Raw genomic sequence first — 21,538 nt, forward strand, 5'->3', positions numbered from 1 at the left:
CTGCCGGTAACTGAACAAGGCGGATTGAAGTGGGGATAGATTATACGTATTCAGAATGTGTGTTTTATAAGAGCCGTCACTACTTTTGGTGGCGGCTTTTTTATAAATTTTATCTTGCATTGAGTAACCTGTTTACCTCTTTCGTATTTCTATGTATATATGTATAAATGACGATGATGAAGAAATGGACAATGTTACTGTCTGCATTATATCTTTGTAGTTTGATGCAGGCACAGATTACCCGTGAAGAGTTTGTGAATCCACCTATGCAGGCACGTCCCAGTACGTACTGGATGTGGATGAATGGGAATATATCCAAAGCAGGATTAACTGCTGATTTGGAATATATGAAGCGTTCTTCTTATGGAGCCGCTATGATGTTTAATACCGGTGTTGGTATCGTGCGTGGAAGTGTTGATTATGCTTCTCCGCAATGGGAAGAAATGACCATTCATGCCGTTAAAGAAGCAGAACGGCTGGGATTGGAACTCTATTTACAGAATTCACCGGGATATAGCGGTACAGGTGGTCCGTGGATCACATTGGAAAACTCCATGCAACAACTGGAATGGACGGAAGTATTGGCAACTTCGGATAAAAAGGGAAATGTGAATGTCCGGCTTCCCCGTCCTTATGCAAAAAGAGACTATTATAAAGATGCCTTTGTATTGGCATATCCGGCTTTGGAGACAGAAACTTGTTTGTTTCATTCTTTAGTAGCAAAAGTACTTCTGAATGGAAAAGAAGTCGAAAAAGAACTGTTCTTCGATAATGATCTGGAATCTCAAATTCATTTGGATAAACAGAAAGGACAGTTGACTTTTGAATTGAACCAACCCTTCGAAGCGCAAGCTATTACAGTTCGTCGTGGTGACCGGGAGAAACCTCTCGATCCACATGACGGCCCCCGTGATTATGCTCCCGTATTGACTCTCGAAGTATCTCAAGACGGAATACAATATACTAAGATTGCTACTTTAAACAGTCCTGCTTTGCGTGAAATGGATACGCCGGGTATCGCTCGTTTTACTCCTGCAAAAGGGCGTTATTTCCGATTAACATCGAACCGCAGTACGAATTTGAGTGAAGTGAATCTTCACGCTTCCGATCGGTTGGAGAACTGGCCGGCTAAAACTAATTATGTGAAAGATCCTGTATCATTGGGATTCTCTTCTCAACAAGTGAATCTTAATCAAATAATTGATCCGGATAAAGTGGTTGATATAACCTCCTGTATGGATGCTAATGGATTATTAAAATGGAAAGCTCCGAAGGGTAGCGGGCGTTGGACAATTCTTCGTATCGGTTCCACTACTACCGGAGAAGTAGTAGCTGCCGCTCCCGATAGTGGTGTTGGTCTGGATTGTGATAAATTCAGTAAAAAAGCATTGGACCAGCATTTCGATCTTTTTCTTGACCCTTTATTGGATAAATTGAAACCATGGTGTGGCAAGACGTTGACGACGTTGATGATGGATAGTTGGGAAGCCGGAAAGCAGAACTGGACTTCTTCTCTTCCGGATTTCTTCTGCGAACGTCGGGGATACGATGTGACTCCCTGGTTATTGGCCATGACCGGACGCATCGTGAAAAGTGTAGAGGCAACCGAACGTTTCCTGTATGATATGCGTCGCACACATACTGATATGTTTAATGAAAACTTTCTGGCTCACTTCAAAGAGAGAGCCGCCCGTCATGGCTTAAAGTTCGCTGCAGAACCATACGGTGACGGGAATTTCGAAAGCCTTGAATATGCCGAATATCTGGATTATCCGATGAGTGAATTTTGGATACATTATATTTATGGAGGCGTTACCACTTCAAAGATGGCGGCCAGTACGGCACATCTTTGGAACCGTCCGGTTGTGGGAGCAGAGTGTTTCACAGGAACTCCTTTCAACAGTAAACTGACGGAACACCCGTATGCAATGAAAGCCGAAGGAGATTATATGATGACTACCGGAGTGAACCGTTTTGTTTATCATGTGTTTGCACATCAACCTTATGTGGGTGGTACGCCGGGAACATTCATGACAATGGGACCTTTCGGAACTCATCTTAACCGTAACTCCGTTTGGGCGGAACAAGCCATAGGATGGAACACTTATAATTCCCGTTGTGCATACATGTTACAACAAGGATTGTATGCGGCAGATATATTATATATTAAGGATGAAGGTATCTCATCCGGAATAGCGGATTATGATTTTGAAACTCCCGCCACTCCATACGGCTATCGATGGGATATTGGCAGCAGGAATATTCTTTCTCGTTTGGAAGTAAAAGACGGAAGACTCTTGTTACCGCACGGAATGAGTTACCGGATATTGGTCCTGACACCTATGGAGCAATGTTCACCTGAATTGCTTCAACAAGTGAAACGATTGATGCAACAGGGAGCTACTATTGTGCTTGCGGGTGAAAAGCCGGCAGGATATATGGGAATGGATGCTGCGAAAGACAAAGAAGTAAAAGTCTTGGCGGGCGAATTATGGGAGCGTCAGCCCACCGGCAATGCTCGTATCTATCATACAAAGAACCTGCAAGAAGTATTGGATATGGAAAATATACGTCCTGATTTCTCTTTTACCGCAATCAATAAGGATGCACAAATTCATTTTATACATCGTTCAGTGGCAGGTGATGAAATTTATTTTATCAGTAATCATCGCCGTCGTCCGGAACAGTTGACAGCCACTTTCCGTATCAGTGGTATGAAACCCTCACTTTGGAATGCAGAGACGGGTGAAACAGATATTCCGGTTCCTTACAAAGAAAAAAACGGAGTAACGAAAGTGAATTTATCACTGGCCGAAAGTGGTTCCGCTTTTCTTGTATTCCGCCGTTCGGAGAACATAGAAAAGGAAACGACTGATTTTAAAGAAGTAACTTCTGTTTCTACTTTAGATTCGCCTATATATGATACGTTCACTATTTCAATGTGGGCCAAACCGGAAACATTTGCAGCTGCGGGGCGTGGTTTCCTTATATTCCCCGATAAAGGCGAGGAACGTTATGGTAAAGGACATGCTACGGTAGGGCTTGCCATGGGGCAGAATACCGTCCGGGTCTATGAACGTGCTTCCGCTAACAGTGTGGTGCTTGAATCAAAAACTCCGGTAGAAGGATGGACGCACGTAGCATTAGTCTACCACAAAGGGGTACCGATACTTTATCTGAATGGACATCGAGTAGCAACCGGTCAGAAGTCTCCGTATATTTGTTCTCCGGCCTATGATGTCCCGATGGCGGAAGAACAGTATATCGGTAGTTTTGAAGGAGATCAGACAAAGACTATTTATGTACCTGAAGCTTGGTCAGAAGAAAAGATAAAAGCGGAAGTGGCCTCCGGCTTACCGGTTCCTTTACTTTCTGAAGAGAACTGTATTTTGCAGACCTTGAATGAAAGTTGGACTGTTCAATTTCCGGCTTGGAGCAAAGCTCCTACCGAAATAACGTTGCCGGTACTGCAATCTCTTCACAAACATTCAGATTTTAACGTAAAACATTTCTCCGGTACTTCTACTTATTCAAGAACGTTCGTTCTCACAAAGAAAGAAATAAAGAATCTGACGAAAAAGGGAGTTTCCAGGCAGATTTTGTTAGACTTGGGACGTGTAGAGAATTTAGCACAAGTAAGTATCAACGGGAGTGCGCCTGTGCTGATATGGAAAGCACCATATCAGATGAATATCACCTCTTTGATAAAAGCGGGGGTGAATGAACTGAAAGTGGACGTTACCAATCTCTACCCCAATCGTTTGATAGGTGATGAATATCTGCCGGAAAAATATCCGTATGATGAATATGGGCGTATTTGTCAGTTTCCTGCATGGTATACCAATCAGGAGAAAGACGACGACCGTCAGCGTGTTCTCTTTGCTCCATGGAAATATTATACGAAGGAAGCCCCGTTGTTGGAATCCGGATTATTGGGTCCCGTACGGATTCTTTATAAAGATAAATAAAAGCTGGCTCAAAACAGTAATTCGGTGCAAGCGTATCATCCGGAAGGAAGATGCGCTTTTGCCAATGTAAATAATACATTTCTTTCATTCTTTAAAAGAGAATATGTATATTTGCATCGTACATGTTAATAAAATCAGTTGTTTCGTGAAGAGCACTTTAAAATATAGCATTTCATTTTTTATATTTCTGTGTTGGCACATGCTTTTGTCAGCGCAACCCTATACATTTCGCAATGTAGTAATGGCTGATGGTCTGTCGGGGCTATTGGTGAATACAATTTATAAAGATTCCGAGGGCTTTGTATGGCTGGGTACGGACAACTGCCTCGACCGTTTTGATGGTGTGAAAGTGAAGCATTTTGAGTTCCGAGGTGTAGAGGAAGTACGTAAAAAACGAGTTTCCGCTATTGTGGAAACATCTGATAAACAGCTGTGGGTGGGTAACGGGATAGGTCTGTGGAGATTGAACCGTACGAAAAACGAACTGGAGCGAATCGTCCCCGAGAAAATAGATTGTTCTGTTAATGCGTTGCTCTGCAATGACGAAGCACTCTATATGGGAACGGATCGCGGACTTTTTGTTCAAATAGGCGGAAAATTGACACAAGTACTTGTCGATAAAAATATGCTGGCCGCCTGTAACCGAATCTTGGATATGTGCCTGGACGAGGAGAAAAAACAACTTTGGCTGGCTACGGTGCAAGGACTATTTGCTTACTCACTTTCTGACGGGCATATTTCTTCCTGGCATTTTCGTGAGAATGTATCCGAAGCCGATTATTTTCGGTGTATAACCCGCATCGGTGATACGCTCTATTTGGGCACAATGAGTCAGGGAGTGATTCGTTTTGATATGAAGCGAAGCACTTTTTCGCATACAACGGACTTGGGATGTAATGTGATTTCTGATATTTCCAGTGACGGTAAAGAACTGATTTATGTCGCAACGGATGGCAATGGCGTGCATTTCCTTTCTCATAAAGATCAGCATGTTGTGCAAAGTTTTTGTCATGATGTACGTGATAAAGACGGAATTCGTAGCAATTCAATCTATTCTTTGCTGGTGGATGATAAAGGGGCGGTTTGGATTGGACATTTTCAGGCGGGGGTGGATTATTCACTTTATCAGAATGGATTATTTCATATTTATACCTATCCACCATTGTTTAATTCGGCTAATATTTCCGTCCGTTCATTCCTGAATCGGGGGATAGAAAAACTCATAGGCTCCCGCGACGGTTTGTTTTATATCAACGAAGCGACCGGTGTCGTGAAAAGCTTTATGAAACCGGAACTGCCTTCTGATCTTATTCTTTCGATGTGTTTCTATCAGGGAGAATATTATATCGGCACGTATGGTGGAGGAATGATGGTATTGAATCCGAAGACTTTGTCGCTGGGACATATCACCCAAGGAGATACCAAATTGCTGCTTAACGGACATGTTTTCAGCCTCGTTCCCGATTCAATGGGGAATTTGTGGATTGGCACTTCACAAGGCATTTTCTGTTACAACAAAATCTCCGGCGAAACAAAGATTTACACCAGTGCCAATTCTCAACTTCCCGAAGGGAATGTATACGAAGTGCGCTTCGACTCTACCGGAAAAGGATGGATTGCTACGGAAAATGGAATGTGCATTTACGACCCTGCTTCGCAAAGTCTGCGTTCTAATGTATTTCCGAATGGGTTTGTGAATAAAGATAAGGTGCGCTGTATCTATGAAGATTCTAAAAATAATCTTCATTTTCTGCGTGAAAAAGGCAATCTGTTTACTTCGACTTTGACGATGGATCGTTTCCAACAATTGCCGGTTATCCCTGCAGTGCCGGAAAATTCATTGATGTCTGTCGTCGAAGATGACTTTGGGTGGCTTTGGCTGGGATGCAATGATGGTCTGATTCGCTTTAAAGATGAAGGGAAGGAGTATGATGCTTTCACGTTTAATGACGGTCTTCCGGGACCGACCTTTACCAATGGCGCCGCTTCTAAGGATGAAAAAGGAATACTTTGGTTTGGAAATACCCGTGGACTGATTTATGCCGATCCGAAAAAGGTGGATGAAGTGCGTCATCAGACAGTACATCCGATTGTGTTTACTGATGTAATGGCAAATGGAATATCCGTTCATGACTATTCTCTGAAGCACGATCAGAATAATTTGACTTTCTGTTTTACCGATTTTTCGTATGGGCTTCCATCTGCTATGATGTATGAATATCGACTGGATGGAGCGGATACAGAATGGAAATTGCTTGCAGCGCAAAGTGAAGTCTCTTATTATGGGCTTTCTTCGGGAGAATATACTTTTCGTGTTCGTCTTCCGGGTAATAATCAGTCGGAATCTATTTTGACTTTGGAAATTCGTTCTCTGATTCCTTGGTGGGCATGGGGAGTGATGGTTATATTGCTTATTTTAGGGGTACTGCTTATTAGATATTATCTTTGGAAACGTATTCGTGGCTTGAGTATTCCAGCTTTTCAGTCAGGTAAGCAACAAGTTGTGGAAGAAGAAGGATTGACGGTTGAAAGCAAACAGGAACAATCTATCGAAGAGAAGTATAAGACCAATCGATTGAGTGATGCTGAATGCAAGGAACTTTATGAGAAGTTGGTTGCTTATGTAGAAAAGAAACGTCCCTATATTAATCCGGATCTGAAAATGGGAGATTTGGCAGCGTCATTAGGAACATCTTCCCATTCTTTATCTTATTTATTGAACCAGTATCTGAATCAGTCTTACTACGACTTTATCAATGAGTATCGAATATCCGAGTTTAAGAAACTGGTAGTCGACAGCAAGTATTCGCGTTATACATTGGTGGCATTGGCAGAACTGTGCGGATTCAGCTCACGTGCTTCTTTCTTTCGTTCGTTCAAAAAGAGTACGGGAGTCACTCCGAACGAATATATCCGTAGCATCGGTGGAACTGCCAAAGAAGAGTAACTTTTCGACTTATTATCACTGAAATCTATTTTATGCTCATATTCCTTTCACCCTTCACACCGCCCTATTAATCGGGATTAGAGGGTGAAGGCCCTCCCTTCACCCGGTGAATCTCTCTTTTACTTCTCTCTTGCTTGTTATCTATTAATAGATAAGTTGTTCTCTTCCCTATGCAAACTTCTTTTGCTCCTATTGCAAAGTTACTTTTCATATAGATCAATCTATAAATGCAAGTTTTGTTTTTATAAATGAAGCTTGCGTTTATAAAAACAAAGCTTGCAATTATATAAATGTAACTTTCATTTATAGTTTATCCTTAGCAAAATGTAACTTTGCCATAAGTACAGAGCAAGTTTATCTTTAATGAAACGGAACTTATCTATTAATGTTCCTACTTCATAATAGCTTTGATGTGACAATGAAACAATCAAATGATAAGATTGAAGAGGTGAAGAGTCTCATTTTATAAAGTGAGACTTCGTTTTGTTTTAATGTAATGTGTTGATAATTAGTATTATATCTTTGAATGAGTATATCTAGATTCATTGAGATTGATCTGCTTTATTTTCTGGCTGTTATATCCAAAATCACCTCTATATTTGCATCGTGATCAAAACCGAAAAAGATAGTATTATGGAGACAACAGCTAACACTTCCGACAACATTATCACTCGTTCTTACGAAGAATATTATCAGGTAATACTTACCTATATAACCTATCGTATCACTCACCGTTACGAAGCGGAAGATTTAACCCAAGATGTATTTATACGCTTGCTGGATTATAAGCAAATGCTTCGTCCCGATACAGTGAAGTATTTCCTCTTCACTATCGCACGTAATATAGTAACTGATTATATCCGCCGCTATTATAAGAAGCAGGAGGTGGATAGCTATATGTATGATTGTGCTGTCACCTCCACTAATGAAACAGAAGAAGGCATCATAGCCAATGATTTGATGGCAACCGAACAACGCAAGTTGGCAATGATGCCCGAACAGAGACGCTTGGTATATGCAATGAACCGTTTTGAGGCTAAAACATCTACGGAAATTGCAGAAGAAATGAATCTTAGCCGCCGTACGGTGGAGAATCATCTTTTTCTGGGACGCCGTGAGATGCGTGAGTTTTTTAAGAACTGTATTTAATTTTATTGTTTAATAAATAAACCCTTTGTACTTATGGAAAAAGGAATGAAAGACAAAAAAGACATATTTATGTCAGATTTAGCTTTAGAGAATGAAAAAATGATTTTATTTTTAGAACCTCAAATTTAATTTTATGAAATCTGGAAAAGGATTAATGTGTTATTTTAGACCTGATAAGAAAACTATTCTTACATTAGGTCTGATGTTCGGTCTGTTTCCCTTCTCAGGGGCATGGACAAATGCGGCTGTTGATGACAGTCAGGTGATAGCTCAAGCTCAGAAGAAAATAAAAGGTACTGTGATTGATGCTACAGGCGAGCCTTTGATTGGTGTAAATGTAAGTGTAGTCGGTCAGACAGGAGGAACTATAACGGATATTGATGGCAAATACTCGATTGATGTTCCTGCGGGTGCTCAGTTGAAATTCAGTTATATCGGCTATCAGGATCAAGTGCTTCATACGACAAATCAAACAGTGTTGAACGTAACCATGAAAGAAAGTACGGAAGTGCTTGACGAAGTAGTGGTGGTTGGTTATGGTTCTCAGAAGAAAGAGACATTGACAGGTGCTGTGACAGTTGTGAGTGATAAAATGCTGAAAGAAAAAGGAACTATGTCTAGTCCGTTGCAAGCGATGCAGGGACAGGTCCCGGGTGTCATGATTACGCGTAACTCTTCGGCTCCGGGTGATGAAAGCTGGGGATTGAAATTGCGCGGTGCTGTTTCGGCTAATGCTACTGATCCACTGATTATCATTGATGGAGTTGCTTATGATGGTGTAAATGCATTACGTAATATCAACCCTTCGGATATTCAGTCTATCAATTTCTTGAAAGATGCTTCGGCTGCGATTTATGGTTCACGTGCTGCCGGTGGTGTAGTATTAGTGACCACTAAGCAAGCAAAAGAAGGAAAAGCGAAAGTAGAGTATAGCGGTTCGTATACCTATAAGATGGTAGGTCTTCAGCCAGAGTTAATGAGCTTGGGAGAGTGGTCTAATGCTGTATTGCAGGCTCGTTATAACGACGGATATACAGACACAGACACTTGGATTCAATATGCAAAACTAGCTTTGGCCAATGAGGGAAAATACATAGATTTGAGTCACAGTGCCAATCCGTTTACATCGGCTTTCACAGATGTAAAAGACTTTGTGTTTATGGATACGAACTGGACGGATATTCTGTTTGGTAATGCAGCTTCTACACAACATGATTTGGCTATATCCGGTGGTACGGAGAAGAATCTATATCGTTTATCGGCAGGATTTATGTATGATGATAGTAACCTGAAATGGGGAAATAACAATAACAAACGTTTTAATCTTCGTTTGACTAATAAGCTGAAAGTCTTTGATAATTTTACGATTGAGTCTGTTATTGCATACAATCGGCAAGATCAGGTTTCTCCCTCTATGATTGGTAATACATTGACATCTGGTTATCCGCAACCAGGTCTGCCGGCTGCTACTATTGATGGTAAACCTTATTCATGGGGTACTTGGATGTCGCCTATTTGGTATGCAGAGAAAGGTGGTGACAATAATCTGAAAGTATCAGAAATAAACATTAGCGAGAAGTTTACTTATAATATAAATAAGTATTTGGACGTTGTGGCTAATTTCGGTTATAACTCAGGCACAGCTACACGTGACATCAAGAAGATGGCTATCACTTCCTACAATTACGCCGGAACAGAAATTAATGGAGGACCGTCTGTTTCTAACCAGGCTAATTCTTCTTATGAGAAAACAGATTCCCGCACTGATTTCTATTCAATGACTGGCTATGTGAACTACCATAACACATTTGCAAAGAAACATAATGTGAGTGCTATGATTGGTACACAGTACGAACTCAAAGAATACGATTATTTTGGGGTTTCAGTAAAAGATATTCAGAATTCTTTAGAAACGGTTAACGGTGCCGGAGAGATTTCTTTGAAAGATAAGCATGGAACAAAATGGCATGAGGCTGTAATGTCTTATTATTCTCGTCTGAATTATAATTATAACGAGAAATATTTGTTTGAAGTGAATATGCGTTATGATGGTTCTTCCAAGTTCCAACCGGAAAATCGTTGGGATTTCTTTTACGGATTGTCTGCTGGGTGGCGTATTACTCAAGAATCATTTATGCAGAATATTAAATGGCTGAATGATTTAAAACTCCGTCTGTCTTATGGTGAAGTTGGTAATCAGAGTGGAGTAGATCGCTATGATGGGGCGCAGTTCTATAAATTTGAGTCTCAAAGTGGAGCCTATTTGGGGGCTGGTAAAGCTACTATTATTGATACGAATGGTAAAATTGCTTCAATTGGGCGTGAGTGGGAACGGATTAAAAACTACAATATAGGTGTCGATTTTTCTTTATTGAGTTCTCGTTTGAGCGGTACTGTAGAAGCATTTATGAAACGCAATGATAATATGTTGATCAACGTTTCGTATCCGGGAATATTGGGAGATAATGCCGGTATGTCTAATAGTGGTAAATTTAAAGCTTATGGTTGGGAAGGAAATCTAAACTGGTCTGATAAGATAGGAAATGTACGTTACCATGTAGGTGGTACATTCTCTTATGCCAATAATAAACTGACTGATATCGGAGGAGTGACAGTTCTTTCGTCAGGATTTAAGGACAAGCAGCAAGGGTATCCGTTAAACAGTATTTTCGGTTTGCGCTATGCTGGTAAGATTCAGACTGAAGAACAGCGTCAGAAATATTTGTATCGTTTCTTATCAAGTAATTCTATTGGTCTGACCAACGACATACGTTTGGGAGACAATATGTACGCAGATATAAATAATGATGGCAAATTGGATTATAATGACTATGTGTATTTAGGAACTGATGACCCGAAAATTTCTTATTCATTTAATTTGGGTGCGGAATGGAAAGGTTTTGATTTGTCTTTGGTATTTCAAGGAGTAGCTAAACGTACGATCTTCCGTACAGGTGGTGGTAATAGTAATGATGGTAATGAAACTTGGCGTATTCCGATGAAGGCGGTTTATATGAACACCTCCAATCAATCTGTAGGCAATACATGGAGTCCGGAACATCCGGATGCATTCTATCCCTCATATACCAATAATAATACTATCAATACTTATAACTATCAGGCTTCTTCATGGTCAGTTGAGGATGGTTCTTATATACGCTTGAAGAATGTGACATTGGGATATACCGTGCCTGCTTCTTTCTTGAATAAATTGAAATCTATAAGTGCTTGTCGTTTATATATATCGGGCGCAGACCTTTGGGAACATTCCAAAATTAATGACGGATGGGATCCCGAAGCAAGTCGTAAAGTGTCGGATGCCGGACGTTTCCCATTTGTACGTACAGTAACTTTTGGATTGAATGTAACATTTTAATTGAATGATAATTATGAAAACATATAAAAAAGCTCTTTTATTACTGTCATTCGGTATGACTTTAAACTCTTGCTTGGATCTTGATCCGCAAGACCAGTTGGCTGATGGTAATTTATGGGAATCGGCTAGCGATTTCGAATACTTCGCTAACAACTTTTACGGTTGGACACGTGATTTTTCTACTGCGGTCTATGACGCTCCTCATTCCGATACACGTTCGGATTTGATGACTTCTAACACGATCAATGAATATAGTCATGGTAATAATTCAATCCCTACTTCGGATGGTAATTATACAAGTAATTATGCACATATTCGCCGTTGTAATCTTCTGTTGAAGAATGCCGCTTCCTATTCGGGGGCTGAATCTATCAGCCGTTATGTGGCAGAAGCTAAGTTTTTCCGTGCATATTGTTATTTTGATTTGGTACAATTATATGGAAATGTGATTTGGACCGCTGAACCATTGGACATTAATTCTCCGGAATTGAGAACTACCCGTAACGATCGTGGAGAAGTTATAGATTATATTATCAAGGATTTGCAGGAGGCGGCACCGGATCTTCCGGAAACGATTGGTACGGAAGATGCCGGTAAGATCTCCAAATGGGGAGCATATGCTTTTCTTTCAAGAGTAGCTCTTTATGAAGGTACATGGCAGAAATTCCGTAATAATGAAACACGGGGTAAGTCTCTGTTGACTATTGCGGCAGATGCTGCAAAGAAAGTGATTGATAGTAAGCAATATGAACTGTTTAAGCCGGCTGCTTTAGGTGAAATGGCTTATAAGTATTTGTTTACATTGGAAAATGTTCAATCTAACCCGGCGAATCTGACAAAGAGTGATAACAAAGAGTACATTTTCTCTCGTCGTCATGATGAAACGATTGCACCGATAGGAAAGAATATTACTCACAATTGTTTGAAGAACGTACAGTATATTAATCGTAAGTTTGTGAATCTATATCTTTGTAGTGATGGTTTACCGATAGGGAAGTCTAATAAATTTAGTAAGTATGCAAGTATGACTTCCGAATTTGAGAATCGGGATAACCGTATGAAAAATTGTTTGCTGGCTAATGGAACAAAATACTGGGCAAATAAGGATGCAGAGTGTCGTATTGACTGGAAAGGTATGGAAGGGGAAGATGCTACACATGCAATGACATGTGATGTCCGTACAGGTTCAGGATATCAGAATCAGAAATGGTGTACAGAACGAAAAGTGAAAGATGAACAAGAAGGATATGACTTTCCCATTATTCGTTATGCAGAAGTCTTGTTGAACTATGCAGAAGCGTTGTATGAGCGTGATGATAAAATCTCAGACTCAGATTTGAATATATCTTTAAATTTAGTTCGAACTCGTGTAAATGCGGATATGCCGAAATTGACTAATGATTTTGTGAAAGATCATGGGTTGGATATGCGAGAAGAAATTCGTAGAGAGCGTACAGTGGAACTCTATAATGAAGGATTTCGTATTGATGATTTAAAGCGTTGGAATGAAGCTATTGTGGAGATGCCGAAAGATATTCTGGGAATACAATGGAAGGGTACGGAATTTGAAACGGTATGGTCGAATGCTTCTTCTATGGCTAGAAATGAAGACGGATGTTTGGTTATGGAAAGTGGACGTAGTTGGAGCAGCAAGAATGACCTTTATCCACTACCTGCAGATCAAATACAATTGAATCCGAATTTGGGTCAGAATTCCGGCTGGCAATAAGTAACCTGAAATTTATTAAAATAGTATTTTATGAAAAAAAATAGAATAACATATTGGGGAGTGGCTTTGATGCTTGTAACTACCATGGTTACGACTTCCTGCAGTGATGACAAAGATTTTGGAGGAAAAATGGATGAAGTAACTACTATTTCATCCATAACAATAGCTCCAACTGAATATGATGTCGATAAGAATACGATTTGTCTTTTACGCAATACAGAATTGCAATTGTCTTGTTCGATAGAACCGGAAAATGTTACAGATAATACTGTATTATGGACTTCTTCCGATGAGACGATAGCAACAGTATCTCAGGACGGGAAATTAATTACTAAAGATAAATGTGGAAGTACCGTGATTAGTGTAACACCCGGTGTTGGCTTCGGGGGATCACAGGCGACTCCGACTCGTTTAGTGAAAGTTATAGAACGGGTCATTGAGGTGGAAAATATAGAATTGTCGGTTGCAGGCAATGAAGGCAATTCTATTGAGCTTTTTGCAGGTGATCAGAGACAGTTACTAATGGCTGTACTTCCGGAGAATCATACGTATTCTAAATACAAATGGAGCTCTGATAAGCCGGATATTGCTACAGTGAATGAGCAAGGCTATGTAAAAACAATATCTGCCGGTACGGCTAAAATCTCCGTAACATCATTGGATGGTGGTAATGCATCGGGAGAATTTACTTTTGTTGTTAAGCCTGCTATTGCTATTGAGGGTATTACGTTTGTAAATACAGAAAAACTGCAAGATTTGGCTTATGGTCAAGAAATTGATTTGGCTTCATTCTGTAAGTTAGAACCGGAGAATGCTACATTCGGATTGATTTCATGGTCCAGTGATAATGAGAATGTGGCTACGGTAAAAGAGAATGGAACTTTGAGTATCAACAGGATTACCGGTAGCGGAAATGCAATAAAGCTGACAGCTTCTACTCCTAATGGAGTCAATGTAACGTTGGATATCAATGTTACGGCCGGACATTTCTTCTATTCGTTTGAGAATGATATCGTGCCCTGCCAGTTGAACGCCGGACATAAAGGATCTTATTCAAGTGACGGTACAAAAACAAGAATTCAATTGGGAAATCAAGGGAACGGTAATTGGCGACAGGATTTCCAGGTGGTGAACAGCGCAAATCCTAAGTTATATTTAACTCCTCAAACATACAAGTATTTTGCTTACAAGTCTTTGAGACCTTATAAGGAAGGAACTAACGTCAGCGGAAGTGGTGTTATCAAATATGATCTTGGGGCAGGTGGATCCGCTGGAAATTATCGGAACACTAGTAACCCTTATTCTATATTTAATGTTGAAAGTGGTAAAATAGAAGATAAGGCAAATGAAAAATTTGGAGAACCTAACATTTATGTTATTGATTTATCTGTAAATGATGCAATTAAAGGAGCTCCTATTATTACTGATCCTTCAGGAATTGCCGAAATGACTTTATTCTCCATATGGGTTCCTGATGTAAAAGATGACGGAACTACTAAATGGTATGATATGTATTGGATGGGAACATTCAAGAGTGAAGAAGAATTGGCTGAATTCATCAAGGAGTATAATTAATAATTTATAGATATGAAAAAATTTGATACATATTTAGGAGCAGGGCTGATAGCCTTGTTTTCTCCCTCATTCTTAGCGTGTAGTGAAATAGAAGACGGTTACAACGACATTGATAGTTGGCCTGATGTGGTAGATTATACTTCCACTTTACAACATCCTTGTATGTTGCATACTGAAGCAGATTTTCAGTTTGTGAAGGAGAAAGTGGATGCCGGACTACAACCATGGAAAAATGCTTATGATCATTTATGTCAAAGCCAGCACTCGCAAAATACATGGACCGCATCTCCAGTGGAGAAACTGGCCCGTTTGGATCAGAAAAATTGGTCTGATAAGTATCCGAATGATTGGAATAATTATACGCATCTGATGAGAGATGCTGCGTCTGCTTATCAATTGGCACTTCGTTGGAAAATTTCGGGTGATGATTCTTATGCAAAAGCCGGAGTGGATATATTAAATGCCTGGGCCAAGAAATGTACAGGATATATTGTGGGATCAGATGGTAAGTTCATCGACCCGAATGAGAATCTGATAGCTATTCAAATTCATCAATTAGCAAATGCGGCTGAAGTGTTGCGTACTTATAAGGGATGGAATGAAGCTGATTTTACAAAATACAAAGCTTGGATGAAAGATGTATTTTATCCGTTTGCTACTAACTTTCTAAGTACTCATGAGGGACGTGCATGTGCTTTACACTATTGGTTAAATTGGGACTTGGCTAACATGACAGCTATATTGTCAATTGGGATTTTGAATGATGATAACTTTCTTATCAATGAAGCTATACAATACTTTAAATACGGTATTGGTTCAGGTAACATTGTAAATGGCGTACCTTTTGTTCATCAAGATCCGGATAGTGAAGAATTGTTAGGACAGTGTCAGGAGTCAGGCCGCGACCAGGGACATGCAACTTTGTGTGTCAGTCTGATGGGAGTATTCTGTCAAATGGCGAAGAATATTGGTGAAGACCTTTTTGCTTATGATAATTATCGTGCGTTGTCTATGTGTGAATATATAGCTAAATATAATTATGGTACGACAGAAACAGGCAGTGCATCTGCTAGCTGGAATCTAAGTAATTTTAAATATGACGTATCTAGTTTGCCTTACACTACTTATGAAAATTGTGAAGGTGGTGTTTGGCCAAGTATGTCCTATGAAGAACATAAGAACGGCAACGAAACTCGTGGTTCGGTGCGTCCTGCGTGGGAACTTTTTTACCGCTATGCATTAGATAACAATCGTCCGGCACGTTATGCAAAAGAATGGGTGGAACTAATGCGCCAAAATGCTAGTCGCGGAAATTCAGATGGTGGAGCAGGTGACTATGGACCTAATAGCGGTGGTTATGATCAATTAGGTTTTGGAACCCTGATGTTTGCTAAAGAATAAATAAGAATGCTTTTGGTTATGTAGCATGATATTTTTACAATAATCTTGCGTAAATAGAAAAAAAAGTTGGAAAGGGATTAGGTATTTACCTAATCCCTTTCGTATATATAAGTAAATAGGTCAATAAATAGATTGTTTTGAAATCAGAGATAGGATTCAGTTTTAAAAGTGATTGGTTTTTATATAAGGTAGAAAGAACCTGTTTTTAGGAATAACGAATCTAGTTTTGAATGAAATTGATTAGTAAGGTATATGCGTAAAAAGATTCTGTTTTTAGCAGGAATGATGGCTTGCAGTTCATTGGCAGGCGCACAAGAAATTTCTAAGACCTGGGTGGCTGATAAGGGGAATGGAACTTATCAGAACCCGGTTCTTCATGCTGACTATTCAGACCCGGATATCTGTGCGGCCGGAGATGATTTCTATATGACAGCATCCAGCTTTAATTGTATTCCCGGAATTCCTATTCTTCATTCCAATGATTTGGTTAATTGGTCGTTAGTAAACTATGCGTTACCGGTTCAGGAGCCGGAAGCCTTCTTCGATAAGGCACAGCATGGTAAAGGCGTATGGGCACCGGCCATTCGTTTTCATAACGGAGAATTTTATATTTACTGGGGTGATCCGGATTATGGAATCTATATGATTAAAACCAAAGACCCGAAAGGAAAATGGAGCAAACCTGTATTGGTGAAAGCAGGAAAAGGAATGATTGATGCAACTCCTTTGTGGGACGAAGACGGGAAAGTATATCTGATACATGCTTATGCCGGAAGCCGTAGTGGGGTGAACAGTATCCTCGTCATTTGCGAACTGAATGCGGAAGGAACAGAAGTTATTTCCGATCCGGTGATGGTGTTCGACGGAAATGATGGAAAGAATCATACCGTAGAAGGACCGAAGCTCTATAAACGCAACGGATACTATTATATTTTTGCTCCGGCAGGAGGGGTAGCAACCGGTTGGCAATTGGTACTTCGCTCAAAGAACATCTATGGCCCTTACGAATCGAAAATCGTGATGGCACAAGGAAAGACAACGATAAACGGACCTCATCAGGGCGGTTGGGTAGACACCAACACAGGAGAATCCTGGTTCGTCCATTTTCAAGATAAAGGCGCTTACGGACGTGTGATTCATTTGAATCCGATGATGTGGATAAATGACTGGCCTGTAATCGGAGTAGATAAGGATAAAGACGGTTGCGGCGAACCTGTAACGGCCTATAAGAAACCGGATGTAGGAAAGACCTATCCGATCGCTACTCCGCCGGAGAGTGATGAATTCAATACCCGGCATTTGGGATTACAATGGCAATGGCATGCCAATAAAAAAGACACTTACGGGTTTACTACCAATTTGGGATTTATCCGTCTTTATGCAGGCAGCCTTTCGAAAGAGTTTGTGAACTTCTGGGAAGTTCCTAACCTGATGATGCAAAAGTTTCCGGCTGAAGAGTTTACAGCTACGACCAAGCTGACATTTACTGCCAAGCAGGATGGAGAACAAACCGGAATTATTGTGATGGGATGGGATTATAGTTATCTTTCTATTCGCAAGGCGGGGGATCAGTTTATTCTGCAACAGGCAGTTTGTAAGGATGCGGAACAGCAAAATCCCGAGCAGATAAAAGAATTGGCAAACATTCCGGTAAAATATCTAAAGATGCCGGGAGTAGCAGATAATGAATGGCAAACAGTTTATTTACAGGTAAGGGTTCGGAAAGGAGCCGTTTGTACATTTGCTTATAGTCTGGACGGGAAGAAATATACGCCAGTGGGAGAGCCTTTCACAGCCCGTCAAGGCAAATGGATTGGAGCCAAAGTCGGATTATTCTGTGTGACTCCGAATGAAGGCAATCGGGGATGGGCAGATGTAGATTGGTTTCGGATGAATAAGTAATTGACCAATCAATAATTGACAAAGAGAAATAAAGATTAAGAATTAACTCGAAGATATCAGATTAAGATGAAAAAGATTGTAGTAGGTTGGGCTGTGATGTTAGGTTTCTGTACGTGTGCTCATCAGCCGTCCGGTACATTGGATGTGAATAAGGCATTGGACTATTGTGCAGAGCAGACACAACGTACGCTTGCGGAACTGAAAACAGACTCCGGCATCGACTATACAATGATGCCACGTAATATCATGACTGACGAACATCATTGGAATTGTCGGAAAGCGACAAAAGAAGAATGGTGTGCCGGTTTCTGGCCCGGAGTATTATGGTATGATTACGAATATACGAAAGATAAACAGATTCAGGAAGAAGCGGAGAAGTTCACGAACTCTCTGGAATTCCTTTCCAAGACTCCGGCTTTCGACCATGATTTGGGCTTTCTCGTGTTCTGTAGCTACGGAAACGGTTATCGCCTGACCAAGAATCCGGCTTACAAACAAGTGATTCTTGATACAGCCGATACGTTGGCTACTCTGTTCAATCCCATCGTAGGAACTATCCTTTCATGGCCTCGTGAAGTGGAACCCCGCAACTGGCCGCACAATACCATCATGGATAACATGATTAATCTTGAAATGTTTTTTTGGGCAGCGAAGAATGGTGGAAATCCTTATTTATATGATATTGCCGTTTCTCATGCCGATAAAACGATGAAATGCCAGTTCCGTCCCGACTATACATCTTACCATGTAGCGGTATACGACACTATTACAGGTAATCTGATAAAAGGAGTAACCCACCAAGGTTACGCTGACAGCACCATGTGGGCGCGTGGTCAGGCATGGGCAATCTATGGATATACTGTTGTTTATCGTGAAACGAAAGATCCGAAGTATCTTGATTTCGCGCAGAAAGTGACAGATGTCTATCTCGAACGTCTGCCGGAAGACAAGGTTCCTTATTGGGATTTCAGTGCACCGGGAATACCGGATGCTCCCCGTGACGCTTCTGCTGCTGCAGTTGTGGCCTCTGCTTTGCTTGAATTATCCACTTACCTCCCGAATGGAACAGGAAAACGTTATAAAGATGCAGCTATTGAAATGCTGGCAAGCCTGAACTCTGACAGTTATCAGAGTGGTAAAAGCAAACCGTCATTCCTGTTGCATAGTGTAGGACACTGGCCGGCTCATTCGGAAATAGATGCTTCTATTATTTATGCAGATTATTATTATATCGAAGCCTTGTTGAGGCTGAAACGTCTGCAAGAAGGACACGGGGTATTGGGATAATAGTATTACCGGGCTTATGAATATGGTAATATCAAAGTATCGGTAGAACTAATAAAGTGAATAATTAGATTAGTATAGATGATAGAGTGAAAAAGGAAAAGCTCTGTAAGAACGAAGGGTTCTATACAGAGCTTTTTTTACTGGTTAGGGTTAGGCTTATTATTATTTTACCTTGATGATGTCATAATTCAGATCGCTGACAGCTTCTTGCAAGCTATCGTTCACCAAACGAAGAGTGGTGTCATTAACAATCACGAAATACATCGGAGCCTCACCATCTTTCGGAGTTAATTTTACAGCTGTAACAGGTTTTTTGTTCACTACCTTGTGTACAGTCTCTTGTTTTCCTTTTGAAGTGAAAGTCTTGTTCTGTCCTTGACCTTCAGCGTCGAGGTAAGTCATATCCAGTGTATACGCAGTATCCACACCGTCAGTTGCAGCGTTCAGGGTCAGTACATAGTCAATACCCGGACCATCGGCAGCAGGAAGAGTACCTTCATAAACTTCAGTCAATTCGGTAATCGGAGTCATAGCAAGAGCTAGACTGTCTGCTTGTGCCTCTGCGGCTTTGTTTGCTTTTGATTGGCATGATGCCAAAGCAGCTACGACTGCTGCTAACATAATTACTTTTTTCATCGTTAAGTGCTTTAAGTTAATATAAATATAGTGAGCTATTGCTCGTTTTTTGCTATCCTATTCTTGTTCCTCATCCCGTTTGATGACAAGCAGTTTGTCTACTCGTCCGCGGTCCATATCCACCACTTCGAATTGCAGATTCTTGTAGGTGAAGATGTCTCCTGCTTTCGGGATGCGACCAATCAGGAACATGGCCAGTCCACCCAGAGTGGTGAAGTCTTCCGATTCCAGATCTTCGTAGGATAAGATACCCATTTCCTCCATGAAGTCGTCGATATTCATTGAAGCTTCCACCAGCATTGAACCATCCTGCCTTGTGACGATTTCTTCTTCTTCCATTTCATCCTCTTCAAGGATGTCTCCAAAGATACTTTCGGTCAGGTCGTGCAGTGTGATAATGCCTTCTGTGCTGCCATACTCGTTAACAACAACTCCGAACTTGTTTTTGTTCTTCTTAAATAGCTCTAAAACTTTATTTGCATACAAACTTTCCGGAATAAAGAGGGGAGGACGGGCAATTTCGCGCAGGTTAAACACCTTTTTGTTACCTACCATCAGGATAATATCCTTTACGGAAACCACACCGATAATCTCATCTTTCCGTTCGTCTACCAATAGATATTTACTGTAATGTTCTTCTTCGATAATCTTCATCACTTTTTCCTGTGTATCATCGGGATGAAGGATAATAAGATCTCTGCGATGTGTCATCAGTTCGTTGGCGCGTTTATCAGAGAAACGGAATACGTCACGTATCATCTCCGTTTCCTCTTTGTCAATCACACCCTGCTCCGAACTTTGGTGCAGAATCATTTTGATTTCCTCCTGCGTCATGGGGCGTTCTTCGCTTTTCAGACCGATAAGTTTGTTCAGTAACCGGGTAGAGACACTTAGCAACCATACAAAAGGATAAGAAACCTTCGTCAGCAGAATCATGACCGGGCTGAACAAAGTGGCGTATCGCTCCGGATTACTAAGAGCAATGGATTTAGGAACCAGCTCTCCGATTATCAGAGAAAGATAGGTGATAATTGCTACGGTAGTAATCATTGCCAGGTTGCGTGCATAAGCTTCTGCGCCCGGAATGAGAGAAAAGAAAGGAACGAGATCGTCGGCAATAGCCACACCACCATACGCACCGGATACGATACCGATCAGCGTGATACCAATCTGAATGGTAGATAAGAACTTTTCCGGTTCTTCCAATTGTTTTAAAACTCCACGGGCTGATTTGTTACCTTTTGCGACAAGTGTTTCAAGACGTGCTTTGCTGGATGATACCAACGCAATTTCGTACATGGCAAAAATGCCATTCAGTATAAGTAAGAAAAGTATGATAAGAAATTCCATAAATGGATTAAAATGGTTATTGCTTCGAAATTATATAAAAAAAGAATACTCTCTGTATATATTAATGATAATTAGGTAAAATTGTTTGCTTCGCTATGTCGGTATTTTACAAAAAAGGAGGAGAATATGCGGATAAATTAAGGCATTTGAATATAGGTTGTATTGATAAATATTCAGGAGGGTACCCTTTTCGGATACCCTCCTGGTAGTAATTATAC

At 40.6% G+C, this 21,538-nt stretch carries 11 protein-coding genes; 9 read left to right on the forward strand and 2 right to left on the reverse strand.

What is annotated here, in order from left to right; translation table 11 throughout:
• Positions 1–173 precede the first annotated feature (173 nt).
• From I2I04_RS02520 to I2I04_RS02560, 9 genes are all read left to right on the forward strand, one after another.
• Entirely contained in the window at positions 174–3,968 is a 3,795-nt protein-coding gene (locus I2I04_RS02520) for a glycosyl hydrolase (RefSeq protein WP_229126906.1), read from the forward strand.
• A gap of 145 nt (positions 3,969–4,113) precedes the next feature.
• Positions 4,114–6,915: a two-component regulator propeller domain-containing protein gene (locus tag I2I04_RS02525; protein WP_195654212.1), complete on the forward strand. Its 2,802-nt coding sequence runs from the start codon at positions 4,114–4,116 to the stop codon at positions 6,913–6,915.
• 633 nt (positions 6,916–7,548) lie between these two features.
• The gene (locus I2I04_RS02530; protein WP_195654213.1) at positions 7,549–8,064 is read left to right on the forward strand and encodes a sigma-70 family RNA polymerase sigma factor; all 516 of its coding nucleotides are present in this window, start codon (positions 7,549–7,551) and stop codon (positions 8,062–8,064) included.
• Between the two features lie 133 nt (positions 8,065–8,197).
• On the forward strand, positions 8,198–11,440 hold the full coding sequence (locus I2I04_RS02535; protein ID WP_195654214.1) for a SusC/RagA family TonB-linked outer membrane protein: 3,243 nt from the start codon (positions 8,198–8,200) through the stop codon (positions 11,438–11,440).
• Between the two features lie 13 nt (positions 11,441–11,453).
• Complete coding sequence (locus I2I04_RS02540; RefSeq protein ID WP_195654215.1) at positions 11,454–13,169, forward strand: RagB/SusD family nutrient uptake outer membrane protein; 1,716 nt, start codon at positions 11,454–11,456, stop codon at positions 13,167–13,169.
• A 30-nt stretch (positions 13,170–13,199) separates the two neighbouring features.
• Positions 13,200–14,744: an Ig-like domain-containing protein gene (locus I2I04_RS02545; protein WP_195654216.1), complete on the forward strand. Its 1,545-nt coding sequence runs from the start codon at positions 13,200–13,202 to the stop codon at positions 14,742–14,744.
• A gap of 12 nt (positions 14,745–14,756) precedes the next feature.
• Positions 14,757–16,145, forward strand: coding sequence for an alginate lyase family protein (locus I2I04_RS02550; RefSeq protein WP_195654217.1), 1,389 nt, complete (start codon positions 14,757–14,759; stop codon positions 16,143–16,145).
• 252 nt (positions 16,146–16,397) lie between these two features.
• Entirely contained in the window at positions 16,398–18,047 is a 1,650-nt protein-coding gene (locus tag I2I04_RS02555; protein WP_195654218.1) for a glycoside hydrolase 43 family protein, read from the forward strand.
• 66 nt (positions 18,048–18,113) lie between these two features.
• Positions 18,114–19,334, forward strand: coding sequence for a glycoside hydrolase family 88 protein (locus tag I2I04_RS02560; protein ID WP_195654219.1), 1,221 nt, complete (start codon positions 18,114–18,116; stop codon positions 19,332–19,334).
• A gap of 162 nt (positions 19,335–19,496) precedes the next feature.
• On the opposite strand, the gene I2I04_RS02565 is transcribed toward I2I04_RS02560, so the two are convergent.
• Together I2I04_RS02565 and I2I04_RS02570 are read right to left on the reverse strand one after the other, a co-directional pair.
• Entirely contained in the window at positions 19,497–19,970 is a 474-nt protein-coding gene (locus tag I2I04_RS02565) for a copper resistance protein NlpE N-terminal domain-containing protein (RefSeq protein ID WP_185911454.1), read from the reverse strand.
• A 57-nt stretch (positions 19,971–20,027) separates the two neighbouring features.
• Positions 20,028–21,320, reverse strand: coding sequence for a hemolysin family protein (locus I2I04_RS02570; RefSeq protein WP_009040928.1), 1,293 nt, complete (start codon positions 21,318–21,320; stop codon positions 20,028–20,030).
• Between the last annotated feature and the right edge of the window lie 218 nt (positions 21,321–21,538).

Source organism: Bacteroides sp. 1001136B_160425_E2, from assembly GCF_015559655.1.
GTDB lineage: Bacteria > Bacteroidota > Bacteroidia > Bacteroidales > Bacteroidaceae > Bacteroides > Bacteroides luhongzhouii.